This is a genomic window from uncultured Paracoccus sp., assembly GCF_945915435.1.
Lineage (GTDB): Bacteria > Pseudomonadota > Alphaproteobacteria > Rhodobacterales > Rhodobacteraceae > Paracoccus.
Genome location: NZ_CAMEFG010000018.1, coordinates 39977 through 65057 on the forward strand (window position 1 = coordinate 39977; position 25081 = coordinate 65057).

The window sequence follows — 25081 nt, forward strand, 5'->3', positions numbered from 1 at the left end:
GCGCCGCCGGGCCAATTTCGCATCGCCCGACCCCAACCCGGAGCCTGCCCCTCATGCGTCACGCCCTTGCCGCGCTTGTGCTGTCCGCAGCCCCCGCCCTTGCCGACATGCCCCCCGGCATCACCCATTTCACCTTGCCCAACGGTCTGGAAACCGTCGTGATCGAGGATGACCGCGCCCCGGTCGTGGTGCAGATGCTGTGGTACAAGATCGGCTCGGCGGACGAACGGCCCGGCAAGTCGGGCATCGCCCATTATCTGGAACACCTGATGTTCAAGGGCACCGACAAGCTGGAAGCGGGCGAATTCTCGCGCACGGTGACGGCGAACGGGGGCATGGACAACGCCTTTACCAGCTACGACTACACCACCTATTTCCAGCGCATCGCCAGCGACCGCCTGCCCCTGATCGTCGAGATGGAGGCCGACCGGATGGCCAACCTGCGCATCGGCGAAAACGACTGGCAGGCCGAACGCCAGGTCGTGCTGGAAGAACGCGCGCAGCGCACCGACAGCGACCCCGCCGCGCTTTTCGCCGAGGAACGCAATGCGGTGCAGTTCTACAACCATCCCTATGGCCGCCCCGTGATCGGCTGGCCGCAGGAAATGGCGGCCCTGACGCGCGAGGATGCCATCGAATGGTATGACCGCCATTACGCCCCGAACGAGGCCGTGCTGATCATCGCCGGCGACGTCGCCCCAGACGAGGTGCGCGAACTGGTCACGCAGCATTACGGCCCCGTCCCGCCCAAGGAAGGCGCCGCCCGCGCGCCCCGCCCGCAGGAACCCCAGCAGCTTTCCCCCCGGCGGATGGAGCGCAGCGACCCGCGCGTGCCGCAGCCCTCGCTTCGCCGCTCGATCCTCGCGCCGCAGCGCAAGGCGGGCGATCAGGCGCGCGCGGCGGAACTGACGCTGCTGGCGGCGCTGCTTGGCGGGTCGTCCCAGACCTCGGTCCTGGCGCGCGACCTGGTGCAAGGGGGCAAGGCGCTTTATGTCAGCGCGGGTTACGGCGGGCTGTCCGTCGATCCGACGACCTTCAACCTGGCGCTGGTGCCCGCCCCCGGCGTGTCCACCACGGATGCCGAGGCCGCGCTGGACCGGGCGCTGGCCGATTTCCTGCGCGACGGTCCCGACCCCGCGCAGCTTGAGCGGGTCAAGACGCAGATCCGCGCCTCGGAAATCTACAAGCAGGATTCGGCGCATGGCCGGGCCTATGAATACGGCATGGGGCTGGCGACCGGCCTGACGATCGAGGATGTCCACGACTGGCCGCAGATCCTGGACGCCGTGACGGCTGACGACATCCACGCCGCCGCGCAGGACATCCTGACCAGCCCGGCCAGCGTGACCGGCTGGCTGCTGCCCGCGCAGGCCGATGACGCGCCCCCGGCCGATCAACCCGCACTGGAGGTTGCAGAATGATCCCCCGCATCTTGCCTGCCCTGATTTTCGCCAGCCTTGCCGCGCTGCCCGCCCGCGCGGTCGAGATCGAGCAGATCACCTCGCCCGGCGGGATCGACGCCTGGTTGGTGCAGGACGACACGATTCCCTTCGTCTCGGTCACGATGATGTTTCGCGGCGGGGCCAGCCTTGATGCGCCTGAAACCCGCGGCGCGGTGAACCTGATGACCGCGCTGCTTGAGGAAGGCGCGGGCGATCTGGATTTCACCGGCTTTGCCGAGGCGACCGAGGCGCTTGGCACCGATATCGGCTTCAGCGTGGGTGACGACGCGCTGGTCGTGTCCTTCCGCGCGCTGAGCGAAAACCGCGACGAGGCCGCCGATCTGCTGCGCCTCGCGCTGGTTCAGCCGCGTTTCGACCCCGACCGGGTGGAACTGGTCCGCGCGCAGGTCCAGACCGTGATCCGGGCCGAGGACACCGACCCCTCCGCCATCGCCGCGAAGGAGATGGCGCGGCAGGCATGGGGCGAGCATCCCTATGCGAGTTCGATCAACGGCACGCTGGAAACGGTGGGCGCGCTGACCCGCGACGACCTCTTGGCCGCCAAGGACCGCGTGCTGGCGCGCGACCGCGTCGTCGTTGCGGCGGCGGGCGACATCGGTGCCGAGGCGCTTGGTGCGATGCTGGACCATGTCCTGGGCGATCTGCCCGCGACGGGCACGGCGCCCCTGCCCGAACCGGCCAAGCTTGGGCTGACGGGCGGCGTCACGGTCATCGACTGGGACAGCCCGCAGACCGTCGTCGCCTTTGCCGGGCCGGGCCTGCCGATGGAGGATCCCGACTATTTCGCCGCCTTCGTGGCCAATCACGTCCTTGGCGGCGGCGGCTTTTCCGCCCGGCTGATGGATGAGATCCGCGACAAGCGCGGGCTGACCTATGGGGTGTGGTCGCAGGTCTCGAACCAGCTCTACGGCGACACCTGGGGCGGCGGCATGGCCAGCGGGAACGAGCGCGTGGCCGAGGCCGTCGAACTGGTTCGCCAGGAATGGGACCGGATGGCCGAAAACGGTGTGACCCGGCAGGAACTGGACGATGCCAAGACCTATCTGACCGGCGAATATCCCTTGCGCTTCAACGGCAACGGGCGGATCGCGAATATCCTTGCCGGGATGCAGTTGATCGGCCTGCCCGCCGATTACGTCGATACCCGCAACGACCGTGTGCAGGCGGTGACGCAGGAAGACGTCCAGCGCGTCGCCGCGCGGCTGCTGGATTCGGGGGCCTTGCGATTCGTGCTGGTCGGGCGCCCGCAGGGGATCGAGGTCGACCAGTAACGGCGACCGCCCGCGACGTGCGGGCGGTCCGTTCATGTCAGGGCGTGTTGACGCGCACCGCGCCGCTGCCGCCTGCCGCCGCGCCCGCGACGGCGCCCACGGGTCCGGCGACGACCGCCCCCGTTGCCGCGCCGGTGGTCGCGCGGGTGGCTGCATTCGGGCCGCAGGCGGCCAGCGCCAGCGTCATCCCACAAAAAACCAGGGCAATGATTTTCCGCATATCCTTGTCTCGCATCCTTTTCATAACCTGAAGAAACAAGCGCCGAACCCCGCCCAGGGTTTCGCCGATGCGCCAAATTTCCTTTCCCCGCCGCGCAACCCTGCTATATCTGGGGGCGTGAGCAGCCAGGACACCAATATCCGCCCCGTCATCCGGCAACTGGATGAAACCGTCGCGAACCGTATCGCGGCGGGCGAGGTGGTCGAACGCCCCGCCTCGGCGGTCAAGGAACTGGTCGAGAATGCGCTGGACGCGGGCGCCTCGCGCATCCGGGTGACGATCTCGCAGGGGGGAAAATCGCTGATCCGGGTCGAGGACGACGGCTGCGGCATGGCCGCGCAGGACCTGCCGCTGGCGCTGTCGCGGCATGCCACCTCGAAGATCGACGGCAGCGACCTCTTGGACATCCGCAGCTTCGGCTTTCGCGGCGAGGCGCTGCCCAGCCTTGGCGCGGTGGGCCGCCTGACCATCACCAGCCGCGCCGAGGGGGCCGGGGCCGCGCAGATCCGCATCGCGGGCGGCAAGCTGGAACCGCCGCGCCCCGCCGCCGGCAATCGCGGCACCGTGGTCGAGTTGCGCGACCTGTTCTTTGCCACCCCCGCGCGGCTCAAATTCCTGCGCAGCGACCGCGCCGAGACGCAGGCCATCGTCGAGGTCATCCGCCGCCTTGCGATGGCCGAACCCTACGTCAGCTTCCTGCTGGCGGACGAACCCGAGGACCGCATCCTGTTCCGCGCCGATGCCGAACAGGGCGAATTGTTCGACGCCCTGCAAACCCGCCTGTCACGGGTCATGGGGCGCGAGTTCATCGAAAACGCCATTCCCATCGACGCCGAGCGGGACGGGATCACCCTGACCGGCTTTGCCGCGCTGCCCACCTATTCGCGCGGCGCGGCGGTGGCGCAGCACCTTTACGTCAACGGCCGCCCGGTCCGCGACAAGCTGCTGACCGGCGCGCTGCGGGCGGGCTATATGGACGTGCTGGCGGGCGGGCGGCATCCGGCGGCGGTGCTGTTCGTCACCTGCGACCCCCATCAGGTCGATGTGAACGTCCACCCCGCCAAGGCCGAGGTCCGCTTTCGCACGCCCGAGATCGCGCGCGGGCTGGTCGTCGGCGCGCTGCGCCATGCGCTGGCGGGGGCGGGGCATCGCGCCTCGTCCACAGTGGGGACGGCTGCGCTGGCGGCGATGCGGTCTGAGCCCGCCGCCCCGACGCCCCGGCCCGCCTATCAGGCGGATTACGGCAATCGCGCATGGGCCGCGCGGCCCTCGGCTCAGGCGGTCGGGGCGGCGCTGGCCTTTCAGTCCCCAGCCTTTCAGGCCCCCGGTTTTGCCGAGGCGCCAAGCGGGCGGGTCGAACCCGAATTGCCCGCGCCCGAGGACGCCCCCCTGGGTGCCGCCCGCGCGCAACTGCATGAAAACTGGATCGTGGCGCAGACCGCGCGCGGCATCGTCATCGTCGATCAGCATGCCGCCCATGAACGGCTGGTCTATGAACGGCTGAAGGCGCAGGCCGAGGCCAACGGTATCGCCAGCCAGGCCCTGCTGATCCCCGAGATCGTCGAACTGTCGCAGCCCGACGCCGAGCGCATCCTGTCCATCGCCCCCCAGCTAGAGGCGCTCGGGCTGGTGGTCGAGGCTTTCGGCGGCAGCGCCGTCGCCGTGCGCGAGGTGCCCGCGCTGATCCGCAAGCTGGATGCCACGGCGCTGATTCGCGATATCCTGGACGACCTGACCGATCAGGGCGCTTCGGACCGCTTGCAGGCACGGGTGGATGCGGTGCTGTCCTCGATGGCCTGCCACGGCTCGGTCCGCTCGGGCCGCAGGATGAGCGCCGAGGAAATGAACGCCCTTCTGCGCGAGATCGAGCGGACCCCGCGTTCCGGCCAATGCAACCACGGCCGCCCGACATGGATCGAGCTGAAGCTGTCCGATATCGAAAACCTGTTCGGGCGCTGATCGCGGTTGACGCGGGCACGATTTCCCCCGATCCTTGGCCGCAGGAGTTTCAACATGATCGACATCACACCCGACAAGGTTGCGCAAGTCATTGTTCTTGCGCGCGAATATCAAAGCGGTATCGACGCTTGGGCGCATCAGGGCAGCCGCCGCAAGCAGCACGGCAACCGGACCGAGCTGCATGATTTCATCGAGGCGATGGATGACGACGAAAAGGCCTCGCTCGTGGCGGTGATGTGGATCGGGCGCGACACCTTCGACGCCAGCGAAATCGCCGAGGCGATCGCGACTGCCCGCAGCCAGAGCCATACGCCGACCGAGGATTACCTGATGGCCGACCCGCAACTGGCCGATTACCTCGAAGCGGGGCTTGAGGCGCTTGGCATCTCGCCCGAGGATGAGACCGAGGCGATCCAGCGCCCCGTCTGAGACCCGCCCGGCAGACAGGCCGCGATCAGGGCGGCGTGGAAACCCGGCCCCGCCGAACGGGACCGGGCATCCCTCATTGCCGGGTCAGGCGGACAAGCTGGCCGCTGTCCTCGACCAGAAGATAGATCGAGCCGTCGCCGGCGACCTCGACATCGCGGACGCGGCCGATGCCCTGCGCCAGGTGCTGCTCGCCCGTGACCATGCCGTCTTCCAGCACCAGACGGACCAGCGCACTCGCCTGCAACCCGCCGATCAGGATATCGCCCTGCATTTCGGGAAACATCTCGCCGTCGTAAAAGGCCATGCCGCTGGGTGCGATCACGGGGTCCCAGTAATAGACCGGCTGTTCCATCCCGTCCTGCGCGGTCTGGCCCTCGCCCACCGGGCCGCCCCGGTATTCCTCGCCATAGGTGATGACGGGCCAGCCGTAGTTCTTGCCCGCTTCGGGCCGGTTCAATTCGTCGCCCCCCTTCGGGCCGTGCTCGACCGTCCAAAGCTGGCCGGTGGCGGGGTCGAGGGCCGCCGATTGCAGGTTGCGGTGGCCGTAGGACCAGATCTCGGGCAGGGCCTCGGCCTCGCCGAAATCGGGGCCGTTGGCGGCTGGCGCGCCGGTTTGCGGGTCGATCCGCAGCACCTTGCCGAAATGGGTCGTCAGGTCCTGCGACAATTCGCGCGGCTCGGGGTCCGAGCGTTCGCCGGTCGTCACGAACAGCATCCCGTCCTGATCGAAGACCAGCCGCGAGCCGAAATGCTTGTCCGAGGCCCATGCGGGTTGCTGCTGGAAGATCACGCGCACATCGTCCAGCGCCGTGCCCTCGGCGTTCAGCGTGCCGGTGGCGACGGCGGTGGCATTGGTGCCGTCGCCGCGCGGTTCGGCATAGCTGAGCCAGATCTGGCGGGTTTCCTCGAAGTCGGGGGCGATGGCCACGTCCAGCAGGCCGCCCTGGCCGCGCGCATCGACCTCGGGGATGCCCTCGATGGGGTCCGAGACGTGGCCATCGGTGCCGACAAGCCGCAGGTTGCCGGACTTCTCGGTCACCAGCAGCCAGCCGTCGGGCAGTTCGGCCATGCCCCAGGGCGAATCCAGCGCGTCGGTGACGACGGCCTGCGCGACCTCGAACTGGGGCGCGATCTCGGGCGCGCGGGTCTGCTGCTCGAATGCGGGTTGCTGATCGGGCGCATTGGGTGGCTGGCTGTTGAGCTGCGCCGAGGCGCAACTGGCCGCGAATATCGCCGCGAGGGTGATCGGGCTGGCGTATTTCATCCCATGTCCTTTCCGTCCGAAATCAATACGCAACGGAAACGGGCAGGCCGCACCGGGGGTTCCCTGCCGCGGTCAGGGAAAGGCGGTTCTGCCTGCCGGACCGGGCCGCCGTGCGCCCAGGAAGGGACCTTCCCCCTGCGCCTCGATGCGGGTGATGGCGTCGCGGATCGGCTCGACGGTGACGGCCATGACATTGGCGGTCGCGTGGACCATCTGCCGGTCGTCCAGCGCCATCGCGACATGGCCGGGCCAGAAAAGCAGGTCGCCGCGCCGGATTTCCGTGACTGCCGGGAACGCCTTTTCCTGCATGTCGCTGTCGCCGGGGCAGGCGATGGCGCAAGCCGCCAGCGCGCCCTGCGCCAGACCCGAGCAATCGATTCCCCGGCGGCTGTTGCCACCCCACAGATAGGGCGTGCCCAGCAGCGACAGCGCGACGGCGGCGGGGTCGGTCGCGGGTTCGGCGCCAAGATGCATCATCGGGACCCAGCCCCCGCTGCCAAGGCGCGCAAATCGCCCCTGCGTCCCGATGACCGAGACGCGCGCGCCAAGCGAAAGCCCCGCCGTCTCGGGCAGTTTCAGGTCGGGACCGGGATAGACATGGGTGGCGGGGGCGGTGACGCGGTGGGTGATCTGCGCCACGTCCTCGGCCAGCGTATCGTCGCGCAGCCAGCCGCAATAGCCGTCCAGCGCGGCCTGGACAAAGCTGAACCCGTCGCGGTTGTCGATCACCGTCACATCGGCGCCGAAATTCACCTGCCGGTCGCGCTTGCCGCCCGGTTCGCGCAGCAGATCGGCCAGCGGAACCGCCAGCCGCGCGGGCCGCCCGGCGGTATAGGCGGGGCGGTCCAGCCGCCCGCGCAGGCTGTCCAGCGCGATGCGCTCGGTGGCCGGGGTCAGGCGGGGGTCGGTCATTTCAGCACCTCGGGCAGGGTGTTCAGGACGGCGCGCATCGCCTGCCCGGTGCCCCCCTTCGGCCTGCCGGGCGCGGCAGAGGGTTGCCAGCCGTAGATGTCGAAATGGACGTAATGCCCTGCCTGCCCGACGAAGCGGCGCAAGAACAGCGCCGCCGTCACCGAACCCGCGAAACCGCCGCCGGGGGCGTTGTCCAGGTCGGCGGTGGCGGGTTCGATCATCTGCTCGTAAGGGTCCCACAGGGGCAGGCGCCAGACCGGGTCGGCGCTGGTCAGCCCGACGCGCTGGATCGTCGCGGCCAGATCGTCGTCGTCGCAGTAGAAGGGCGGCAGATCCGGCCCCAGCGCCACCCGCGCCGCGCCGGTCAGCGTCGCCATCGAGACCAGCAGGTCGGGCGATTCCTCATCCGCCCATGCCAGCGCATCGGCAAGGATCAGGCGGCCCTCGGCGTCGGTGTTGTTGACCTCGACCGTCAGGCCCTTGCGGCTGCGCAGGATGTCGCCGGGACGGAAGGCATTGGCGGATATGGCGTTTTCCACGACCGGCAGGATCACTCGCAAGGACATGTCGCGGGTGCGGCCAAGGCGGCACAGCATCTCGGCCAGGCCCAGGACGCTGGCCGCCCCGCCCATGTCCTTCTTCATCAGCGCCATCGACGACGGGGGCTTGATGTCCAGCCCGCCGGTGTCGAAGCACACCCCCTTGCCCACCAGCGTCACGCGCGGCCCCTTGCCCGCAAAGCGCAGGTCGATCAGCCGGGGCGCCTGTGCCGCCGCCCGGCCCACCGCGTGGATCATCGGGAAGCCCTGCGCCAGCAGGTCGTCGCCGGTGACGACCGCGATTTCGGCGCCGTGGCGGGCGGCCAGCGCGCGTGCGGCTGCCTCGAGATCGTCCGGCCCCATGTCCGAGGCGGGCGTGTTGATCAGGTCGCGCGCCAGATATTCACCCCAGGCAAGGGCCAGCACATGATCGGCGTCCACGCCCTGGGGGCAGACCAGCCGGGCGCGGGCGGCCTCGGCCTGCTTGTAGCGGTCGAAGCGGTATTCGGCCAGCAGCCAGCCAAGCGCGCCCAGCGTCAGGTCCAGCCCCCGCGTGTCGCCCTGCAAGCGCCAGTTGCCTTCGGGCAGCGTTTCCGCCGCGCGGGCCAGCGCATGGCGGATGCGTGGCGCGCGGCCCTTGGCGGGGGGCTTGCCCAATCCGTAAAGCGCCCCCGCCAGCCGCCCGTCGGGGCCGGGCAGCGGGCAGACCTGGCCCGCGCGGGCGGCAAAGCCGTTGTCCCCGGCCCAGGCGATGGCGCCATCCGGCAGGTCGCCGGGCCAGAGCGGGCCGTCCTCGCCCGGTCTGACCAGCCAGAGCGGCAGGCTGTCCTGATCGGGTGGGGCGAATTCCGGTTGCATCTTCAACACCTGTCCTGACTGTCCGGCGCAGCCTATCGCGCCTGCGGGCGACCGCAACCCCCGGCCTCAGGGGGGATCGGTCCCGTCCCAGATTTCCGTCAGCGAGCGGTTGCCGATCCGTTCCAGCCGCGCCAACACCGCCTGCAACGCCAGGCGGTCGCCCCGTTCGGCGCATTGGCCGGCATCGACGGCGACGGCGGCCAGCGTCACCAGCCCCACCTGCCAGGCCAGCCGCGACAGCCGGTCGGCATGGGCCGCGACCCGCGCGCAATCGTCCGCCGCCGCCGCGTGCAGCGTTTCGCGCAGGCCGATGGCCAGTTGTTCCAGCGCCGCGCCGATCAGTTCATGCGCGGCGCGGCGGCCCAGTTCCGCCACGATTTCGTCCAGCCGGCGCTGGTCGATCCTTACATCTTCATCCACGGACAAGACCGCGACCTTGAGCATGGGGCACCCGCCATGATTGCTTGCAACACGGCCTTGGGTGACATGATTGCGTCAAGAATTCGTTATGATGCGCGGAATAAACCTCTCGAACTTTATGCATTTCGGGGCTATCCAAGGCGCAAATCAGATGAGTCCCGATGATGTCGATCCGCCCATTGCCCCAATATCTCGTCCAGCGTTATCACGGATGGAAAGCCACGACCTACAGCGAAAATCGCGCGTGGTTCCGGCGACTTGAGGAAGGCGGGCAGCGTCCGCGCGCCATGGTCATCGCCTGCTGCGACGCGCGCGTCCACGTCACCACCATCTTCGGCGCCGAATCGGATGAGTTCTTCATCCACCGCAATATCGCCAACCTCGTCCCGCCCTATGCGCCCGACGGGGAACAGCATGGGACCTCGGCGGCGGTGGAATATGCGGTCAAGACGCTGAAGGTGCCGCACCTGCTGGTGGTGGGCCATTCGAATTGCGGGGGCGTGCGCGGCTGTCATGCGATGTGTTCGGGCAGCGCGCCCGACCTTGAGGAAAAGACCAGCTTCGTCGGCCGCTGGATGGACATCCTGCGCCCCGGCTATGAACGCGTGACCGACCTGCCCGCCGAGGACCAGATTTCCGCGCTGGAACGCGAGGCGGTGCTGATCTCGCTGGAAAACCTGATGACCTTCCCCTTCGTGCGCGAGGCGGTCGAGGCCGAGGAACTGTCCCTTCACGGCGTCATCCACCTGATCGGCGAGGGCGGGTTGCTGCATTACGACGCTGAAAAGGGCGAATTCGTCCTGGTCTGATCCGCCGCCTGCCCGATCAGCCCGGCAAGGCCCCGCCTGGTGCGCGGGCTGGCCAGCGCGCCCGACAGCGACAGGATGCCGGGGTTGACGATCTCGGCCACCGTGGCGGGGTCCAGGTCGATGGGCTGGGGCGGGATGCGCCGCGTCGCCATCCATTCCGCGACGCCCTGCCAGACCTTGGCGCGGGCGGCGGTGCGGGCGGGGCTGAGATAGCCGCTGGCCTCGGATTGCGTCAGGGAATCGGCGGTTTCGATCTTGGTCAGCAAGGGTTCCTCGATGATCCAGACAAGCTGGCCGGACAGGACGATGCGGTTGCGGAATTCCCGGTCCTCCTCGATCGAATCGGCATAGCCGCCAAGCTGGGCGAAGATGCGCGGGTGAAACAGGCCCGAGTTGACATGCAGCCAGTCCCCCGGCACCCGGTCGCCCATCTGGACGTTGGGAAAGACGTCGTCGACGATCGAGATATCGCGCCGGATCGTCACCTGCCGCCCGTCGGGCAGGATCAGGTCGTGATGGGCAAAGACCGCGCCCAGTTCCATCCGTGCCGTTGCGGGCCGGTCCAGGATGTTCCAGTTCAGGCAGGGATCGGGCCGCAGCCCGGTCCGGCCAAGCGCGCGCGCCTGGCGCAGCAGCTTGTCGGGATGGGGCCGGTCGTCGGAATCGTGGAAGGTGACGGCCCGCGTCCCCGCCAGCATGATGCCCATGTTCTTGGCCGGTCCGGTGCCGGTATTCTTCGCCAGCCGGATCAGCGCCAGTTGCGGATGGCCCGCGAATTCCCCCATCGCCTGCCATGTCCCGTCGGCCGAGCCGTCATCCACCGCGATCACGATGCAATCGGGGTGCGACTGTTCCAGCGCGGCGCGGATCGCCTTGCCGATCAGGTTGCGCCGGTTCAGCACGGGGATCACGATGGCGGCGGGCAGGTCATGGCTCATGTCGTTTCGGCACCTTTCCCGCCCTCTTTACCGCACGAGGTCTTAAGAAAAGGTAAACCCGTCAGAACATCTGCGTCGCCGCCACCGCCGCCTGCCAGCGGGCATAGCGGCGCTGGCGTTCCTCACCCTCCATCGCGGGCTGGAAACGGCGGTCGAGTTGCCACGAGCGCGCGTATTCCTGCGGACCCGGCAGCAGGCCCGCGCGATAACCGGCCAGCCAGGCGGCGCCCTGCGCGGTCGTCTCGACATTGCGGGGGCGGTCGACGGGGGCGCCCAGCATGTCGGCCAGGAACTGCATGGTCGCGTCCGACGCGCTCATCCCGCCATCGACGCGCAGGATGGTATCGGCGGCGCCGGGCCAGTCGCTTTGCATCGCCTGCCACAGGTCGCGCGTCTGGAAACCCACGCTTTCCAGCGCCGCGCGGGCGAACTCTGCCGGGCCGGTGTTGCGCGTGATCCCGAAGACCGCACCGCGCGCCGAGGCGTTCCAGTAGGGCGCGCCAAGCCCGGTAAAGGCGGGAACCATGACGATATCCTGCCCGGCATCGGCGCGGGCGGCCAGGTCCTGCGTCTGCGCGGCCTCGCGGATCAGGCCAAGCCCGTCGCGCAGCCATTGCACCACCGCGCCGGCGATGAAGATGCTGCCTTCAAGCGCATAGGTGGGCTGGCCGTCCAACTGGTAGGCGATGGTGGTCAGCAGGCGGTTGGCGCTGCGCACGCGCTGGCCGCCGGTGTTGAGCAGCGCAAAGCAGCCGGTGCCATAGGTCGATTTCATCATGCCGGGCGAAAAGCACGCCTGCCCGACCGTCGCCGCCTGCTGGTCGCCCGCGACGCCGCGAATCGGGATCTCGGCCCCGAACAGGTCGGGACGAGTCGTGCCGAAGTCGCTGGCGCTGTCGTGGACCTGCGGCAGCATGGACATCGGCACGCCGAACAGGTCGCACAGATCCGCGCTCCATTCCCCCTTGCCGATGTCGTAAAGCATGGTGCGCGCGGCATTGGTCGCGTCGGTGACATGGGCCTTGCCGCCGGTCAGGTTCCAGATCAGCCAGCTATCGACGGTGCCGAAGGCCAGCTCGCCCGCCTGCGCGGCCTGGCGGGCGCCGTCCACGTTGTCCAGCAGCCAGCCGATCTTGGTGGCGCTGAAATAGGGGTCCAGAAGCAGGCCGGTGGTGCCCGAGATCAGGTCCTGGTGGCCCGCCTCGCGCAGGCTGTCGCAGGTCGCGGCGGTGCGGCGGTCCTGCCAGACGATGGCGCGGTGGATGGGCCGCCCGGTCTTGCGGTGCCAGATGACGGTGGTTTCGCGCTGGTTGGTGATGCCGATGGCGGCGATATCGGGACCGCGCAGGCCCGCGCGCTCGATCGCGGAACGCGCCGTTGCCGCCGTCGTGGCCCACAGGTCGCCCGCGTCATGTTCCACCCACCCCGAGGCGGGCATGTGCTGGGCGAATTCCTCTTGCGCGCTGGCAAGCGGGGTCAGGCCGCCGTCGAAGACAATGGCCCGTGAAGACGTGGTGCCCTGATCCAGCGCGAGTATCGTCATGGATTTTCCCCCTTACCCGAATGTTCCGCGTGGGCGCGGGCCTGTCAACCGGCGGCGTTTTCGCGCATCCAACCGTCCACGGCCTGCGCCTGCGCCTCGTCCAGCCGCAGCCCCAGCTTCGAGCGGCGCCACAGCGCGTCCTCTCCGCTGCGGGCGAATTCGTGGCGGACCATCCAGCGCAATTCGGCCTCGGACAGGGTGGCGCCGAAATCGCGGCCCTGCGGAGCGTCCAGGATGGTGCGGGCGTCGGTGCCATAGGCGCGCACCATGCGCAGCGCATGGGCGGGGGTAATGGCGTGACGCTCCTGCAATTCCTGCGCCAGCCGGTCCACGCCATCCACGGCGAAATCGCCGCCGGGCAGGGGAACGCCCGCCGTCCATGCCGGGCTGGCCGCCGGAAAGAAGGGCGCCAGCCTTTCCAGCGCATGTTCGGCAAGGCGGCGGTAGGTCGTGATCTTGCCGCCGAAGATATTGAGGCAGGGCGCGTCATCCCCCCCCTGATCCAGCGCCAGCGTATAGTCCCGCGTCGCCGCCGTGGCCGAGGACGCCCCGTCGTCGTAAAGCGGGCGCACCCCCGAATAGGTCCAGACGATCTGGTCGCGCGTCACCGGGCGCTTGAAATAGCGGCTGGCGAAATCGCACAGATATTGCTGTTCCTCGGGCGTGCAGGTCGGCGGGGCCGAGGCGTCGGGATGGTCCTGATCGGTGGTGCCGATCAGCGTCAGGTCGCCCTGCCACGGAATCGCAAAGATGATGCGCCCGTCGGGTCCCTGGAAGAAATAGGCCTTGTCGTGGTCGAAAAGGCGCGGCACGACGATATGGCTGCCGCGCACCAGCCGCACCGACTGGCGGGTGGGCAGGTCGATCACGTCATGGATGACATCGCCGATCCACGGCCCGGCGGCATTCACCAGCGCCCGCGCCCGATATGTCCGGCCATCGTGCAAGGTGACATGCCACAGCCCGTCCCGGCGCCGGGCCTGGGTGACGCGGGCGCGCGTCAGGACCTGTGCGCCCCTTTGCGCCGCGTCGCGCGCATTCAGCGCCACCAGCCGCGCATCGTCCACCCAGACGTCGCTGTATTCATAGGCCCGCGCCAGCCGGTCCTGCAACGGCGCGCCCTCGCGCGCGCGGCGCAGGTCCAGCGCGGTGGTGCCGGGCAGGATCCTGCGGCCGCCCAGGTGGTCGTAGAGAAACAGCCCCGCCCGGATCAGCGCGGCGGGACGGCGGCCCCGCGCCCAGGGCATCACCCGCGCCAGCATCCGCGAGACCGGCGTATCGGATTCGAAGCGCATCTCCGGGTCCAGCGGCAGCACGAAGCGCATGGGCCGCGCGATATGGGGCATGGCGCGCAGCAGGACCTCGCGTTCGCGCAGGGCCTCGCGGACGAGGCGGATCTCCAGGAATTCCAGATAGCGCAGCCCGCCGTGGAACAGCTTGGTCGAGGCGCTGGAGGTCGCCTGCGCCAGGTCGCCCTGCTCGGCCAGGGTGACCGACAGGCCCCGCCCCGCCGCGTCGCGGGCGATGCCGCAGCCGTTGATGCCGCCGCCGATGATGAAGATATCCGATGTCACGTCCTTGCCTTTGCGCGAATGGCCTTCCACCAAGGTAGTCCAACGCGGCGAAGGAAATGTCAAAACGAACCTTGTCCCGGCCGGGCGCCTTGCCGTGATCCGGGGCCGGTTCCCACGGGTCGGCAACGCCGTCCGGGTCCGCCTGCCGCCCGCCTGCGAAAAGGCCCCGCCAAAAGGGGCGGGGCCTTGGGCAATCAGCGGATCCTGACGGGAATCGCCATGTTCGTTTGCTGCCCGCTTGGCGGCGGCGGCAGGCGGGGAAGCCGCTGCGCCTGGCGGGCCAGCACCGCATCCAGTTGCGCATCGCCCGTCGATCCGGCGATCTGCGCCCCGACCACGCTGCCATTGCCCGAGATGGTGACGTTGACCGTAGTGGTCAGCCCGCGCGCGCGTCCGACATTGGCGCGCTGCATGTGGCGCGCGACGCGGCCCTGGATCTGCTGCTGCCAGTTTGCCCGCTGTTGCGCGGTCGGTGCGTTGCCCTGCTGCGGGGCGGCGCTGCGCTGGCCCTGCGGCGCCTGCACCTGCGTCGCCGCGGTCGAGGCGCGTTGCTGCTGCTGGCGGCGTTCGGGCTGGGGTTCGCGGCGTTCGACCTGACGCGGTTCGGGCGGCTGGCGGCGCTCGGGGCGCGCGCGCGGACGTTCCGAGCGATGCAGCACCACCGCATCCGGCGGGGGCGGCAAGATTGAGCTCATGTCCGGCATCGGTTCCAGTTCGGGCAGTTCCAGCGGTTCGACGAGTTCTTCGGGTTCCGGCTCCGGTTCGGGTTCGGGTTCCGGTTCTTCCTCGACCACCTCTTGCAGATCCTCGGATTCGTGGTCGTCCAGGGGGGCGGCGGCCTCGGCATAGGGGGCCAGGTCGACGAAGACCGGGTCGGGCATGCCCGCGACCTGCGCGGCCTCGGCGTTGCGCATCAGCCAGGCGGCAGTGGCGACATGGGCGCTGAAAACCAGCGCGCCTGCCGCCGTCCATGCCAGCCCGTCGCGAATCCACTGCCTGCCTGCGGAACTCATGGCGTTTCCCCCTGGGTTGCATCCGCCGCGCCCGTGCCTGTGCCCGCCTCGGTCCCGACCTGATCGGTCGGCGCGGCCTCAAGCCCCATCAGGGCGATCTTGAGATAGCCCGAGCGGCGCAATTCGTTCATCGTCTCCATCAGGTCGCCGTAGGCCACGACCTTGTCGGCGCGCAGGAAGATGCGCTTTTCCCGGTCGCCCCCCGTCGCAAGGTCCAGCGCGGCCTGCAAGCCGCCCGCCGGGATGGGATCGTTGCCGAGGTTGACGGTCAGGTCCGGCTGGACGGTCAGGTAGATCGGCTGGTCGGGCCGCTGCGCCGGAGTCGCGTTGGACACCGGCAGGTCGATGTTCACGTCCACCGTCGCCAGCGGCGCGGCCACCATGAAGATGATCAGCAGGACCAGCATCACGTCGATGAAGGGGACGACGTTGACCTCGTTGTTTTCTTCGAGATCGTCGCCCATGCCCTTGGTCTTGCGGAATCCGGCCATCGCTCAGGCCCCCTTGCGGAAGTCGAGGTCGCGGCTGACCAGGCGCTGCACCCCTGCCGAGGCGAAGGACAGGCGCTGGCGGTAACCCGCGATCCAGCGGGCAAAGACGTTGTAGAACACCACCGCCGGGATGGCGGCGACCAGGCCGATGGCGGTGGCCAGCAGCGCCTCGGCGATGCCCGGCGCAACGACGGCCAGGTTGGTGGTCTGCGATTCGGCGATGCCGATGAAGCTGTTCATGATGCCCCAGACGGTGCCGAACAGCCCGACGAAGGGCGCGGTCGAGGCGATCGTCGCCAGCAGCCCGGTGCCGCGCGTGACGCTGCGGCCCGTCTGCGTCTCGACCTGGTCCAGATGCGAGGCGACGCGTTCCTTCAGCCCGTCCTCGCCGCCGTTTTGCGTGATCGCGGGCAGCGAGCGTTCGTATTCCTTCATCGCAAGCTGCACCATGCGCGAGGCCGGGTCGCGGCGGCGGCCCACGCCGCGCAGGGCGTCGGGCAGGTCGCGGGCGTCCTCGATCCGGCGGCGGGCGCGGGCGACATTGCCCGAGGCGCGCCAGATCTCGAAGGATTTCACCAGCAGCACGGTCCAGGTCACGATCGAGGCGAAGGCCAGCCCGATCATCACTGCCTTAACCACGATATCGGCCTGTTGATACATGCCGAGCGGGGACAGGTCATGGGGCAGGTTCGGGTCGCGCGCGGGCTGTTCGAGCAGGGGCGCGATGGCGCGCTGGACCGAATCGGGCAGGAACGGGATGCCCTCGCCGGCGGGTTCCTCGACCGGCGCTTCGACCGGGACGGCGGTTGCCGGTGCTTCGGCTGCGGGTGTTTCGGGCGTCGCGGTCGCGGGGGTTTCCGGTGCGGGGCCGGTATCGGCGGCAGGCGCAGCCGTTTGCGGGGCGTCCTGAGTGGCGGGGGACTGTTCGGCGGGGGCTGTTGCCGGATCGGTCGCGGGTGCCCCGGCCGTCGTCTCGGTGGGGGCATCTGCCGGGGCGGTTTGGGCGGGTGCCGCGTCGGCAGGGGCGGCGTCGGCGGGCGCAGCCGTTTCGGCCGGAGTTTCGGCAGGCGTTCCAGCCTCTTGTCCTGTCTCGACCGGGGCGGGGGCGGGATCGGTCGTCACCGCCGGCGCGCCTTCCGCCGGTGCCGGTTCGGGGGTGATATCGGTTGCAATTCCCGCGTCGCCGGTCGAGGGGCCCGCCTCGGGGGCGGTGTCCTGCGCGGCAAGGGGGCTTGCTGCCATCAGCAGGCAGGCCAGTGTCACGGCTGTGGCCTTCGCGGCGCGGCGCGATATCGGCTGATCGGTCATGGTCTTCCTTTTCCTTACGTCCCACGGCCCTGCGGCCCCGTGGACATAGCGTCGAAATCAGTGCCTTTGCGTGCGGAATCGGACTCGGCCGCATGGGTTTGCACGCCCGTATCAACTGCCCATGTAAAATTGTCAACTATTCGGCGCGCTTTGCAAGGGCGGATAGCCCGCTTGCATCGAAACCTTATCCCAAGTATTTCTGTCGGGCACCCAGCCATGATCGCCGCGCCCCGTTCCGGGCGCGCCCCTGAACTCGCCAGTGCCGAAAAAGCGAAACAGGACATGATGATGCCGCGATATTCCCCCGCCGAATTGCGCCAGTTGAAACAACAGGATACGGGCCGCCCCTTCGACCTTGCGGACAGGCTTGGCGTGCCCGAGGCCGCGCTGGTCGCGGCCCATGTCGGGCATGGCAACCTGCGCATCGACCCGACGCCGGGCCGGTTGATCCCGGCGGTGCATCTCCTGGGCGAGGTGATGGCCCTGACGCGAAACCGCTCTTGCGTGATCGAGAAGGTGGGCACCTACAACGACTTCCACGACGGCGAGCATGCGGCGATGACGCTGGATGCGGAAATCGACCTGCGCATCTTCCCGCGCCACTGGAGCCATGCCTTCGCGGTCGAGACGCAGGGCGAACAGGGCATCCGCCGCTCGGTCCAGGTGTTCGACGCGGCGGGGGATGCGGTCCACAAGGTCCACTTGCGCGACACTTCGGACCTGGCCGCGTGGGAATCGCTCAAGCGCGGGCTTGCCCTGTTCGACCAGTCGGATGCGGCGGAATTCGGTCCCCGCGCGCCCGTCGAACCGGCGAAATCGCCCCCGGAAAAGGCCGAGACGCTGCGGCAGGAATGGCGCGCCATGACCGACACGCACCAGTTCAACACGCTGGTGCGGCGGCTGAAGATGAACCGGCTTGGCGCCTATCGCATCGCGGGTGCGCCCCTGGCGGTGCCGCTGGCGGTCGGGGCGGTTTCGCGCCTGTTCGACCTGCTGCCCCAGACCGGCACGCAGGTCATGCTGTTCGTCGGCAACATGGGCTGTATCGAGATCCATTCCGGCCCGGTCCATTCGCTGCGGCCGATGGGTCCGTGGATCAACGTCATGGACCCGCGCTTCAACCTGCATCTGCGCGGCGATCACGTGGCCGAGGTGTGGCTGGTCGACAAGCCGACTAGGCGCGGCCCGGCGCTGTCGGTCGAGGCTTTCGATGCCGAGGGCGGGCTGATCTTCCAATGCTTCGGCATGCGTCCCGAAAAGGGCGGCGATCACGACGCATGGGTGCGGCTGACCACCAGCCTGCCCAAGCTGGCCGAGGCGGCGGAATGAGGCGGCTTGCGCTTGCCGCTTCGGTCGCCCTGCTGTCGGCGTTGCCGGGTCTGGCGCAGGACCAGGACGCCTCGCGCGTGCTGTCCCTTGGCGGCACGGTGACCGAGATCGTCTTTGCGCTGGACCAGCAGGACCGGCTGATCGGGCGCGACACGACCTCGGGCTATCCGCCGCAGGCGCTGGAACTGCCCGATGTCGGCTATATGCGGCAGTTGTCGCCCGAAGGCGTGCTGTCGGTCGGTCCCGACCTGATCCTTTCCGACGAAGGTTCGGGTCCGCCCGAGGCCATCGCCGTGCTGAAGGCCGCCGGTATCCCCTTTGTCGAGGTGCCCGACGGCTTCGACGGCGAAGCCATCGCGCTGAAGGTCACCACCATCGCCGAGGCGCTTGGCGTCCCCGAACGGGGGCAGGCGCTGGCCGACCGGCTGCGCGGCGAGTTGGACGAGGTCGCCCGCCGCAATGCCCGGCAGGACGATCCCCGGCGCGTGCTGTTCGTGCTGTCAACGCAGGGCGGGCGGGTGATGGCGGGGGGCGAGGGCACCTCGGCCGATGCGATCATCGCACTTGCGGGGGGCCGGAACGCGATCTCGGGCGTGCAGGGCTACAAGCAGATCACGGACGAGGCGATCGCGGCAGCCGCGCCCGACGTGATCCTGATGATGGACCGCAGCCGGGGCGGGCCGCCGTCGGGCAGCGCCGAGGTGCTGGCGATGCCCGCCTTCGCGCCGACACCCGCCGCCCGCGACGGCGCGCTGATCCACATGGACGGGCTGCTGCTTCTGGGCTTCGGCCCGCGCACCGCCGAGGCTGCGGTCGAACTGCACCGGGCGCTTTACGGCAATGAAGGCGAGGACGGCGATGGTGGCGCTTGACACCCATGCGATGCGGCGGATCGAGGGCGACCGCAGCCACCGCGCCCGCGCGCTTTGCGCCGGGCTGGTGCTGCTGCTGTGCTGCATGGCGGTCGTCTCGCTTGGCTGGGGGGCGTCGGGGACGTCCTTCTTCGGGGTTCTGGGCAAGCTGCTGAGCGGACAGGAACTGTCCTTGCAGGACCGCATCGTGATCGTGAATATCCGCCTGCCGCGCATGGTCATGGGGATCATGGTCGGCGCCGCGCTGGCCATGTCGGGGGCGATCATGCAGGGGCTGTTTCGCAACCCGCTGGCCGATCCGGGCCTTGTCGGCGTCAGCGCGGGCGCAAGCCTTGGCGCGATCACGGCCATCGTGCTTGGCGGCAGCCTGCCCGCCGCCGTCGGTGCCTTCTTCGGCTGGCACCTTGTTCCCGCGATGGCCTTCGCCGGGGGATGGCTCAGCATGATGATCCTCTACCGGATCGCGACGCAAAGCGGGCGGACCTCGATCGCGACGATGCTGCTGGCGGGGATCGTGCTTGGCGCGCTGACGGCGGCGCTGTCGGGGATCGTGATCTACATGGCCGACGACAACCAGCTGCGCGACCTGACCTTTTGGGGGCTTGGCTCGCTTGCCGGGGCAAGCTGGGCCAAGATCGCCGCTGCCGGGCCGGTCATCGCCGTGGCGCTGTGCTTTGCGCCGATGCTGGCGCGCGGGCTGAACTGCCTGGCCCTGGGCGAGGCCGCCGCCATCCACAGCGGCATCCGCCTGCAACGGGTCAAGAACGCCGCCATCCTGACCGTCGCGGGGGCCACGGGGGCGGCGGTCGCGATCTCGGGCGGGATCGGCTTCGTCGGCATCGTGGTGCCGCATCTGCTGCGGCTGCTGACCGGGCCGGACCACCGCTGGTTGCTGGTGAACTCGGGCCTGCTGGGGGCCAGCATGCTGCTGGTGGCCGATATCGTCAGCCGCACCATCGTCGCGCCGGCGGAACTGCCCATCGGCATCGTCACCGCCGTCATCGGCGGGCCGTTCTTCCTGTGGATCCTGCTGCGCAACCGCAATCTGGTGGACCTATGAGCCTGATCGCAAGTGACATAAGGGTCTCGCTTGGCCGCAAGCCGATCCTGCACGGCATCGGCTTTCGCGCGCAGCCGGGGCAGTTCACCGCCATCGTCGGTCCCAACGGATCGGGCAAGACCACGCTGATGCGCGCCCTGACGGGCGAGCTTGCGGCCGAGGGGCGGATTTCGCTGAACGGCCACGACCTGCGCAACATGACGCCCGAGGCGCTGGCCCGCATCCGGGGCGTGCTGCCGCAATCGACGCCGCTGTCCTTTCCCTTCACCGTGGCCGAGGTCGTGCGCATCGGACTGGATGCGCGGGGCGAGCGGGCCGATCCGCTGATCCTGTCGGCGCTGGCGGCGGTGGGCCTGCCGGATTTCGCGGGCAGGCTGTATCAGCAGCTATCGGGGGGCGAACAGCAGCGCGTCCAGCTTGCCCGCGTGCTGGCGCAGGTCTGGCAGCCCACCTCGCCCGAGGGGCCGCGCTGGCTGTTTCTGGACGAACCCGTCAGCAGCCTGGACATCGCCCACCAGTTGACCGTGATGCGCCTTGCCGCCGATTACGCGCGGCGCGGGGGTGGCGTCGTTGCCGTCATGCACGACCTGAACCTGACGGCGATGTTTGCAGACCGCATCACGCTGATGATGGCGGGCGAGGTGCTGGCCGACGGCACCCCGTGCGAGGTGCTGACCGACCGCATCCTTGGCCGCGCCTATGGCTGCACGCTGCATGTCAACCGCGTCCCAGAAAGCGGGATCTGGGTGCTGCCCCACGCCGCTGCTTAGCAAGGTCAGGACAGGCGGGCGATGACGCTGGCCGCGGCCTCGACCCCGCCCGAGCCGTGGGCAATGTCCAGCGCCTGCATCCCGGCCTGGATCGTTGCCAGCGTGCCAAGGTGCTGATGGGCGCTGACATGGCCCATATGGGCGATGCGCATGGCGTTTTCGGGATCGCTGGCGCCAAGACCGATGCCAAGCGTCAGCCCCGCCTTTTGCTGCACCCATGCGCGCAACCCCGCCGCGCCGGGCAAGGTCAGCGCGGTGACCGCGCGGGCGCGGGCGGCGGGATCGGCCACGACATGGGCAATGCCGGGATTGCCCGCCCCCCATGCGTCGATGGCGGCCCATGTCGCCTGCGCCAGCCCTTCGTGGCGCGCCCATGCGGCGGGCAGGGTTTCATCGTCGAGCAGCATCGCCAGCGCGGTTTCCAGCGCGTGGACCAGTTGCACCGGGGGCGTGCCGCCCCAGTATTGCCACGATTCCCGCGCATCGGCGCGGGCGGTCCATTCCCAATAGGGCGTCGTCAGGTCGGTGCGCCCCCGCGCCCTTGCCCGGTCCGAGAACCACACGAACCCCATCCCCGGCGGCGCCATCATCCCCTTCTGGCTGGCCGAGACCAGCACGTCGATCCCCCATTCGTCCATCAGCAGCCTGTCGCAGCCAAGCGAGGCGATGGCATCCACCGCCAGCAGCGCCGGATGGTCGCCCATCGCGGCGCGCAGCGCGGGAATGTCGGCGCGGACCGAACTGGCCGTGTCGATATGGCAGACCAGGACGGCGCGGATCAGATGCGCAGGGTCCTGCCGCAGCCGTTCGGCAAGCTGGCCGGGATCGGGGGCGGCGGGGCCGGACTCGATCCGCTCGACCACGATGCCGCGGGCCTCGGCATTGTCCGCCCAGGATTGCGCGAAATGGCCCGACACCAGCACCAGAACCCGCTCGCCCCGGTTCAGCATGTTGGCGTTTGCGGCCTCCCACGCGGCATGGCCGTTGCCGATATAGGCGGCAAGATGGGCGCCCGTTCCCGCCAGCCGCTTCAACTGCCGGGCGGTCCGCGCGTTCAGGCCGGCCAGTTCCGGCCCGTAGATATCGGGCGAGGGGCGCGCCATCGCGCGGATCACCGGATCGGGCAGGGGCGAAGGGCCGGGGATCGCCAGAAAGGGGCGGCCTTGGGAAAAGCTCATGGCAAGTGCCTGAAAACGGGGGGTCTGAATCGTCGTGCGCCCATCGGTAGGACGGTTGCGCGCGCCGGTCAACGGGATTGCGGCGCGGGCTTTTTTGCGTGCCCGCGCTTGCCCCGGTTATCGGCTGCGCTTATCCCTGTCAGCCTGAAGCCACCGAAAAAAGGGCAGGGACAGCATGGCGCAGGCAACCGGCAAATCGGCCAGTCCGACCGTCTCGACCCTTTTCGGGCGCATGTGGCGCGACTACCTGCGGCCCTATTGGGCGCGGATCGCGCTGGCGCTGGCTTTCCTGGTGATCGAAGGCTCGACCCTGGGAATGCTGAGCTGGATGCTCAAGCCGCTGTTCGACCGGGTCTTCGTCGGCGGCGACACCAGCGCGATCTGGTGGGTCGGCGGCGCGATATTCGCGCTTTTCGTGATCCGTGCGGTGACCTTCGTGATCAACCGCGCGCTGATGACCTCGGTTTCGCTGTCGGTGTCCACGCTGATGCAAAAGGACATGCTGAACCACATCATGACGCTGGACGGCGGCTTCTTCCAGACCAACCCCCCCGGCGCGCTGATCGAGCGGGTGCAGGGCGACAGCCTTGCCGTGCAAGGGGTGTGGCAGACGTTCATCTCGGGCATCGGGCGCGATATCGTGGCGCTTGGCTCGCTCTTGGCCGTGGCCGTCGCCATCGACTTGCGCTGGACACTGATCGCGCTGGTGGGCGCGCCGATCCTGATCCTGCCGATGGCGGTGGTGCAACGCTATATCCGGCGCAAGATGCGGCAGAACCGCGACATCTCCAGCCAGCGCGCGACCCGGCTGGACGAGGTGCTGCACGGCATCGCCGCCGTCAAGCTGAACCGGATGGAGGGCTACCAGTCCCAACGCTTCGGCGCCATCGTCGACCGCATCCGCAGCGGGCAGGTCAAGATGACGGCGATGGGATCGGTCATCCCCGCGCTGGTCGATATCGTGACGGGGCTGGGCTTTGTCGGCGTGCTGGCCCTTGGCGGGGTCGAGGTGACGCAGGGCCAGCGCACGGTCGGGGACTTCATGGCCTTTTTCACCGCGATGGCGCTGGCCTTCCAGCCGCTGCGCAGGCTGGGCGCGCTGGCGGGAACGTGGCAGTCGGCGGCGGCCTCGCTCGAGCGTATCTATGCGGTGCTGGACATGCGGCCCCGGATCTTTTCCGGTCCCCGCACCGCGCCCCCCGACGATATGGGGATCGAATTGCGCGACGTGCGCCTGTCCTACGGCGAAAACACCGTGCTGGACGGGCTGAGCTTTACCGCCGAACCCGGCAAGACCACCGCGCTGGTCGGGCCGTCGGGGGCGGGCAAGTCCACCGTCTTCAACCTGCTGACGCGGCTGGTCGATCCGCAATCGGGGCAGGTGCTGCTGGGTGGCGTGCCGGTGCAGGACTACGACCTGGGCACCCTGCGCGACCAGTTTTCCACCGTCAGCCAGGAGGCCGCGCTTTTCGACGAGACCCTGCGCGAGAATATCCTGCTGGGGCGTCCCGCCGACGACGCCCTGCTGCGCGCGGCGACCCAGGCCGCCCATGTCAGCGACTTCGCCGACCGCCTGCCGCTCGGGCTGGACAGCCATGCGGGGCCGCGCGGCTCGGCCCTGTCGGGGGGGCAGCGCCAGCGCGTGGCCATCGCCCGCGCGCTCTTGCGCGATGCGCCCATCCTGCTGCTGGACGAGGCGACCAGCGCGCTGGACGCCCATAGCGAAAAGCTGGTGCAAGAGGCGCTGGACAAGCTGGCCGTCGGGCGCACCACCCTTGTCATCGCGCACCGCCTGTCCACCATCCACCGCGCCGACAGGATCGTCGTGATCGAGCGGGGCAGGGTTGTCGAACAGGGCAACCATGACCAACTGATGCAGGCGGGCGGCGCCTATGCGGCGCTGGTCCGGCTGCAATTCGGAAAGTGAGCGTTGACGATGCGACATATCCTTGAGGTCGGCGGGCGGGACCGGGTCGAGTTCCTGCAAGGGCTGGTGACAAACGACGTGCGTCGCGCCCCCGTCTGGGCGGCGATGCTGACGCCGCAGGGCAAATACCTGGCCGATTTCCTGATCGTCCCGCGGGGCGAGACGCTGCTGATCGACGTGGACGCCCGCCTGTCGGGGGACCTGATGCGGCGGCTGTCGATGTACAAGCTGCGTTCCGATGTGACGATCGCGCCCTCGGCCTTGCAGGTGCGGCGCGGCACCGGCCCCGCGCCCGAGGGCGCCATCCCCGACCCGCGCCACCCCGCGCTCGGCTGGCGGCTTTACGGGACCGAGGACGGCGATGACGGCACCGATTTCGACGCGATCCGGGTGGAACATTGCATCCCCGAATCGCTGGTCGAGCTGATCCCGAACGAGACCTTCATCCTGGAGGCCGGGTTCGACCGCCTGAACGGCGTCGATTTCCGCAAGGGCTGCTATGTCGGGCAAGAGGTCACGGCGCGCATGAAGCACAAGACCGAACTGCGCAAGGGGCTGGTCACCGTCGGCATCGAGGGCGAGGCCCCCCCCGGCACCCCGATCACCATGCCCGACGGGCGCGAGGCGGGGATGCTTTTCACCCGCGCAGGCCCCCGCGCCATCGCATGGCTGCGCTTCGACCGGATGGGCGCCGGGCTGGCGGCGGGGGCGGCGCGGATCGTGCCGTGACGGCGAAAGGGTCCCGAAAGCCTCGCCCGTCGCGGGGAATGTCGCGGAATGACCGCTGACCCTTGATTTTTCCCCCGCGCGATTTTAAGTCGCGGCGGATGATTCACGGGGACTTCATCGGTGCGCGCGTCCCCTCGACAGGAGGCCATGATGGCAAAGGCAAAGTTTGAACGTACGAAACCGCACGTCAACATCGGTACGATCG

23 protein-coding genes are annotated in these 25081 nt (G+C 69.1%); 11 read left to right on the plus strand and 12 right to left on the minus strand.

The annotated features are described in order from the left end of the window. Positions 1–53 precede the first annotated feature (53 nt). Together Q0O97_RS08005 and Q0O97_RS08010 are read left to right on the plus strand one after the other, a co-directional pair. Positions 54–1421: a pitrilysin family protein gene (locus Q0O97_RS08005; protein WP_294927085.1), complete on the plus strand. Its 1368-nt coding sequence runs from the start codon at positions 54–56 to the stop codon at positions 1419–1421. Further along, positions 1418–2734: a pitrilysin family protein gene (locus Q0O97_RS08010; protein ID WP_294927088.1), complete on the plus strand. Its 1317-nt coding sequence runs from the start codon at positions 1418–1420 to the stop codon at positions 2732–2734. The genes Q0O97_RS08005 and Q0O97_RS08010 overlap by 4 nt, the downstream gene beginning before the upstream one ends. Positions 2735–2771: 37 nt before the next feature. On the opposite strand, the gene Q0O97_RS08015 is transcribed toward Q0O97_RS08010, so the two are convergent. Beyond that, a complete protein-coding gene (locus Q0O97_RS08015; protein WP_294927091.1) occupies positions 2772–2954 on the minus strand; it encodes a hypothetical protein in 183 nt (60 codons plus the stop codon). A 117-nt stretch (positions 2955–3071) separates the two neighbouring features. Between Q0O97_RS08015 and mutL the strand changes: the two genes are divergently transcribed. Beyond that, positions 3072–4913, plus strand: coding sequence for a DNA mismatch repair endonuclease MutL (gene mutL, locus Q0O97_RS08020; RefSeq protein WP_294927094.1), 1842 nt, complete (start codon positions 3072–3074; stop codon positions 4911–4913). A 54-nt stretch (positions 4914–4967) separates the two neighbouring features. Continuing rightward, positions 4968–5342, plus strand: coding sequence for a DUF3775 domain-containing protein (locus tag Q0O97_RS08025; RefSeq protein ID WP_294927097.1), 375 nt, complete (start codon positions 4968–4970; stop codon positions 5340–5342). 73 nt (positions 5343–5415) lie between these two features. Here Q0O97_RS08025 and Q0O97_RS08030 read toward each other — a convergent pair whose 3' ends face one another. From Q0O97_RS08030 to Q0O97_RS08045, 4 genes are all read right to left on the minus strand, one after another. Then, positions 5416–6606, minus strand: a complete 1191-nt coding sequence (locus Q0O97_RS08030) for a PQQ-dependent sugar dehydrogenase (RefSeq protein ID WP_294927099.1) — start codon at positions 6604–6606, stop codon at positions 5416–5418. Between the two features lie 72 nt (positions 6607–6678). Beyond that, positions 6679–7518, minus strand: coding sequence for an NlpC/P60 family protein (locus Q0O97_RS08035; protein WP_294927101.1), 840 nt, complete (start codon positions 7516–7518; stop codon positions 6679–6681). Next, a complete protein-coding gene (locus Q0O97_RS08040) occupies positions 7515–8915 on the minus strand; it encodes a leucyl aminopeptidase family protein (RefSeq protein ID WP_294927104.1) in 1401 nt (466 codons plus the stop codon). The genes Q0O97_RS08035 and Q0O97_RS08040 overlap by 4 nt, the downstream gene beginning before the upstream one ends. A gap of 66 nt (positions 8916–8981) precedes the next feature. Further along, complete coding sequence (locus Q0O97_RS08045) at positions 8982–9335, minus strand: hypothetical protein (protein ID WP_294927152.1); 354 nt, start codon at positions 9333–9335, stop codon at positions 8982–8984. A 161-nt stretch (positions 9336–9496) separates the two neighbouring features. Here Q0O97_RS08045 and Q0O97_RS08050 point away from each other — a divergent pair, with 161 nt between their 5' ends. Next, complete coding sequence (locus Q0O97_RS08050) at positions 9497–10144, plus strand: carbonic anhydrase (RefSeq protein ID WP_294927107.1); 648 nt, start codon at positions 9497–9499, stop codon at positions 10142–10144. Here Q0O97_RS08050 and Q0O97_RS08055 read toward each other — a convergent pair. The 6 genes from Q0O97_RS08055 to exbB form a co-directional block, all read right to left on the minus strand. Then, complete coding sequence (locus Q0O97_RS08055) at positions 10108–11082, minus strand: glycosyltransferase family 2 protein (RefSeq protein ID WP_294927110.1); 975 nt, start codon at positions 11080–11082, stop codon at positions 10108–10110. The genes Q0O97_RS08050 and Q0O97_RS08055 overlap by 37 nt on opposite strands. 61 nt (positions 11083–11143) lie before the next feature. Next, positions 11144–12625 (minus strand): glycerol kinase GlpK, encoded by a 1482-nt coding sequence (gene glpK, locus Q0O97_RS08060; protein WP_294927113.1) that lies wholly within the window; start codon positions 12623–12625, stop codon positions 11144–11146. Positions 12626–12669: 44 nt separating this feature from the next. Beyond that, complete coding sequence (gene glpD / locus Q0O97_RS08065) at positions 12670–14199, minus strand: glycerol-3-phosphate dehydrogenase (RefSeq protein ID WP_294927116.1); 1530 nt, start codon at positions 14197–14199, stop codon at positions 12670–12672. Between the two features lie 194 nt (positions 14200–14393). Continuing rightward, positions 14394–15212, minus strand: coding sequence for a TonB family protein (locus Q0O97_RS08070; protein ID WP_294927119.1), 819 nt, complete (start codon positions 15210–15212; stop codon positions 14394–14396). Continuing rightward, a complete protein-coding gene (gene exbD, locus Q0O97_RS08075) occupies positions 15209–15703 on the minus strand; it encodes a TonB system transport protein ExbD (RefSeq protein WP_294927122.1) in 495 nt (164 codons plus the stop codon). Before exbD ends, Q0O97_RS08070 begins: the two co-directional genes overlap by 4 nt. Before the next feature lie 3 nt (positions 15704–15706). Next, positions 15707–17011, minus strand: a complete 1305-nt coding sequence (exbB, locus tag Q0O97_RS08080; protein ID WP_294927126.1) for a tonB-system energizer ExbB — start codon at positions 17009–17011, stop codon at positions 15707–15709. A 288-nt stretch (positions 17012–17299) separates the two neighbouring features. On the opposite strand from exbB, the gene Q0O97_RS08085 reads away from it, so the two are divergent. The 4 genes from Q0O97_RS08085 to Q0O97_RS08100 are packed head-to-tail and all read left to right on the plus strand — an operon-like array spanning position 17300 to position 21042. After that, entirely contained in the window at positions 17300–18340 is a 1041-nt protein-coding gene (locus tag Q0O97_RS08085; RefSeq protein WP_294927129.1) for a ChuX/HutX family heme-like substrate-binding protein, read from the plus strand. Next, a complete protein-coding gene (locus Q0O97_RS08090) occupies positions 18337–19212 on the plus strand; it encodes an ABC transporter substrate-binding protein (RefSeq protein WP_294927131.1) in 876 nt (291 codons plus the stop codon). Before Q0O97_RS08085 ends, Q0O97_RS08090 begins: the two co-directional genes overlap by 4 nt. Then, positions 19199–20272 carry an iron ABC transporter permease gene (locus tag Q0O97_RS08095; RefSeq protein WP_294927134.1) on the plus strand — a complete coding sequence of 358 codons (1074 nt, stop codon included), beginning with the start codon at positions 19199–19201 and terminating at the stop codon, positions 20270–20272. Before Q0O97_RS08090 ends, Q0O97_RS08095 begins: the two co-directional genes overlap by 14 nt. Continuing rightward, positions 20269–21042: a heme ABC transporter ATP-binding protein gene (locus tag Q0O97_RS08100; protein ID WP_294927137.1), complete on the plus strand. Its 774-nt coding sequence runs from the start codon at positions 20269–20271 to the stop codon at positions 21040–21042. Before Q0O97_RS08095 ends, Q0O97_RS08100 begins: the two co-directional genes overlap by 4 nt. A gap of 5 nt (positions 21043–21047) precedes the next feature. Here Q0O97_RS08100 and Q0O97_RS08105 read toward each other — a convergent pair whose 3' ends face one another. After that, entirely contained in the window at positions 21048–22220 is a 1173-nt protein-coding gene (locus Q0O97_RS08105; protein ID WP_294927140.1) for an aminotransferase class V-fold PLP-dependent enzyme, read from the minus strand. A gap of 175 nt (positions 22221–22395) precedes the next feature. Here Q0O97_RS08105 and Q0O97_RS08110 point away from each other — a divergent pair, with 175 nt between their 5' ends. Further along, positions 22396–24147: an ATP-binding cassette domain-containing protein gene (locus tag Q0O97_RS08110; RefSeq protein ID WP_294927143.1), complete on the plus strand. Its 1752-nt coding sequence runs from the start codon at positions 22396–22398 to the stop codon at positions 24145–24147. Between the two features lie 9 nt (positions 24148–24156). After that, entirely contained in the window at positions 24157–24876 is a 720-nt protein-coding gene (locus Q0O97_RS08115; RefSeq protein ID WP_294927146.1) for a folate-binding protein, read from the plus strand. Positions 24877–25081 lie beyond the last annotated feature (205 nt).

Excerpts from the sequence above, each read along its gene's own strand:
- Q0O97_RS08105 (WP_294927140.1), bottom strand. The coding sequence starts at position 22,220 with ATGAGCTTTTCCCAAGGCCGCCCCTTTCTGGCGATCCCCGGCCCTTCG.
- Q0O97_RS08025 (WP_294927097.1), top strand. The coding sequence starts at position 4,968 with ATGATCGACATCACACCCGACAAGGTTGCGCAAGTCATTGTTCTTGCG.
- Q0O97_RS08005 (WP_294927085.1), top strand. The coding sequence starts at position 54 with ATGCGTCACGCCCTTGCCGCGCTTGTGCTGTCCGCAGCCCCCGCCCTT.
- exbD (WP_294927122.1), bottom strand. The coding sequence starts at position 15,703 with ATGGCCGGATTCCGCAAGACCAAGGGCATGGGCGACGATCTCGAAGAA.
- Q0O97_RS08030 (WP_294927099.1), bottom strand. The coding sequence starts at position 6,606 with ATGAAATACGCCAGCCCGATCACCCTCGCGGCGATATTCGCGGCCAGT.
- Q0O97_RS08035 (WP_294927101.1), bottom strand. The coding sequence starts at position 7,518 with ATGACCGACCCCCGCCTGACCCCGGCCACCGAGCGCATCGCGCTGGAC.
- Q0O97_RS08115 (WP_294927146.1), top strand. The coding sequence starts at position 24,157 with ATGCGACATATCCTTGAGGTCGGCGGGCGGGACCGGGTCGAGTTCCTG.
- glpK (WP_294927113.1), bottom strand. The coding sequence starts at position 12,625 with ATGACGATACTCGCGCTGGATCAGGGCACCACGTCTTCACGGGCCATT.
- Q0O97_RS08015 (WP_294927091.1), bottom strand. The coding sequence starts at position 2,954 with ATGCGGAAAATCATTGCCCTGGTTTTTTGTGGGATGACGCTGGCGCTG.
- Q0O97_RS08040 (WP_294927104.1), bottom strand. The coding sequence starts at position 8,915 with ATGCAACCGGAATTCGCCCCACCCGATCAGGACAGCCTGCCGCTCTGG.
- Q0O97_RS08055 (WP_294927110.1), bottom strand. The coding sequence starts at position 11,082 with ATGAGCCATGACCTGCCCGCCGCCATCGTGATCCCCGTGCTGAACCGG.
- Q0O97_RS08085 (WP_294927129.1), top strand. The coding sequence starts at position 17,300 with ATGCCGCGATATTCCCCCGCCGAATTGCGCCAGTTGAAACAACAGGAT.
- Q0O97_RS08070 (WP_294927119.1), bottom strand. The coding sequence starts at position 15,212 with ATGAGTTCCGCAGGCAGGCAGTGGATTCGCGACGGGCTGGCATGGACG.
- Q0O97_RS08010 (WP_294927088.1), top strand. The coding sequence starts at position 1,418 with ATGATCCCCCGCATCTTGCCTGCCCTGATTTTCGCCAGCCTTGCCGCG.
- Q0O97_RS08050 (WP_294927107.1), top strand. The coding sequence starts at position 9,497 with ATGATGTCGATCCGCCCATTGCCCCAATATCTCGTCCAGCGTTATCAC.
- exbB (WP_294927126.1), bottom strand. The coding sequence starts at position 17,011 with ATGACCGATCAGCCGATATCGCGCCGCGCCGCGAAGGCCACAGCCGTG.
- Q0O97_RS08095 (WP_294927134.1), top strand. The coding sequence starts at position 19,199 with ATGGTGGCGCTTGACACCCATGCGATGCGGCGGATCGAGGGCGACCGC.
- Q0O97_RS08100 (WP_294927137.1), top strand. The coding sequence starts at position 20,269 with ATGAGCCTGATCGCAAGTGACATAAGGGTCTCGCTTGGCCGCAAGCCG.
- Q0O97_RS08090 (WP_294927131.1), top strand. The coding sequence starts at position 18,337 with ATGAGGCGGCTTGCGCTTGCCGCTTCGGTCGCCCTGCTGTCGGCGTTG.
- Q0O97_RS08110 (WP_294927143.1), top strand. The coding sequence starts at position 22,396 with ATGGCGCAGGCAACCGGCAAATCGGCCAGTCCGACCGTCTCGACCCTT.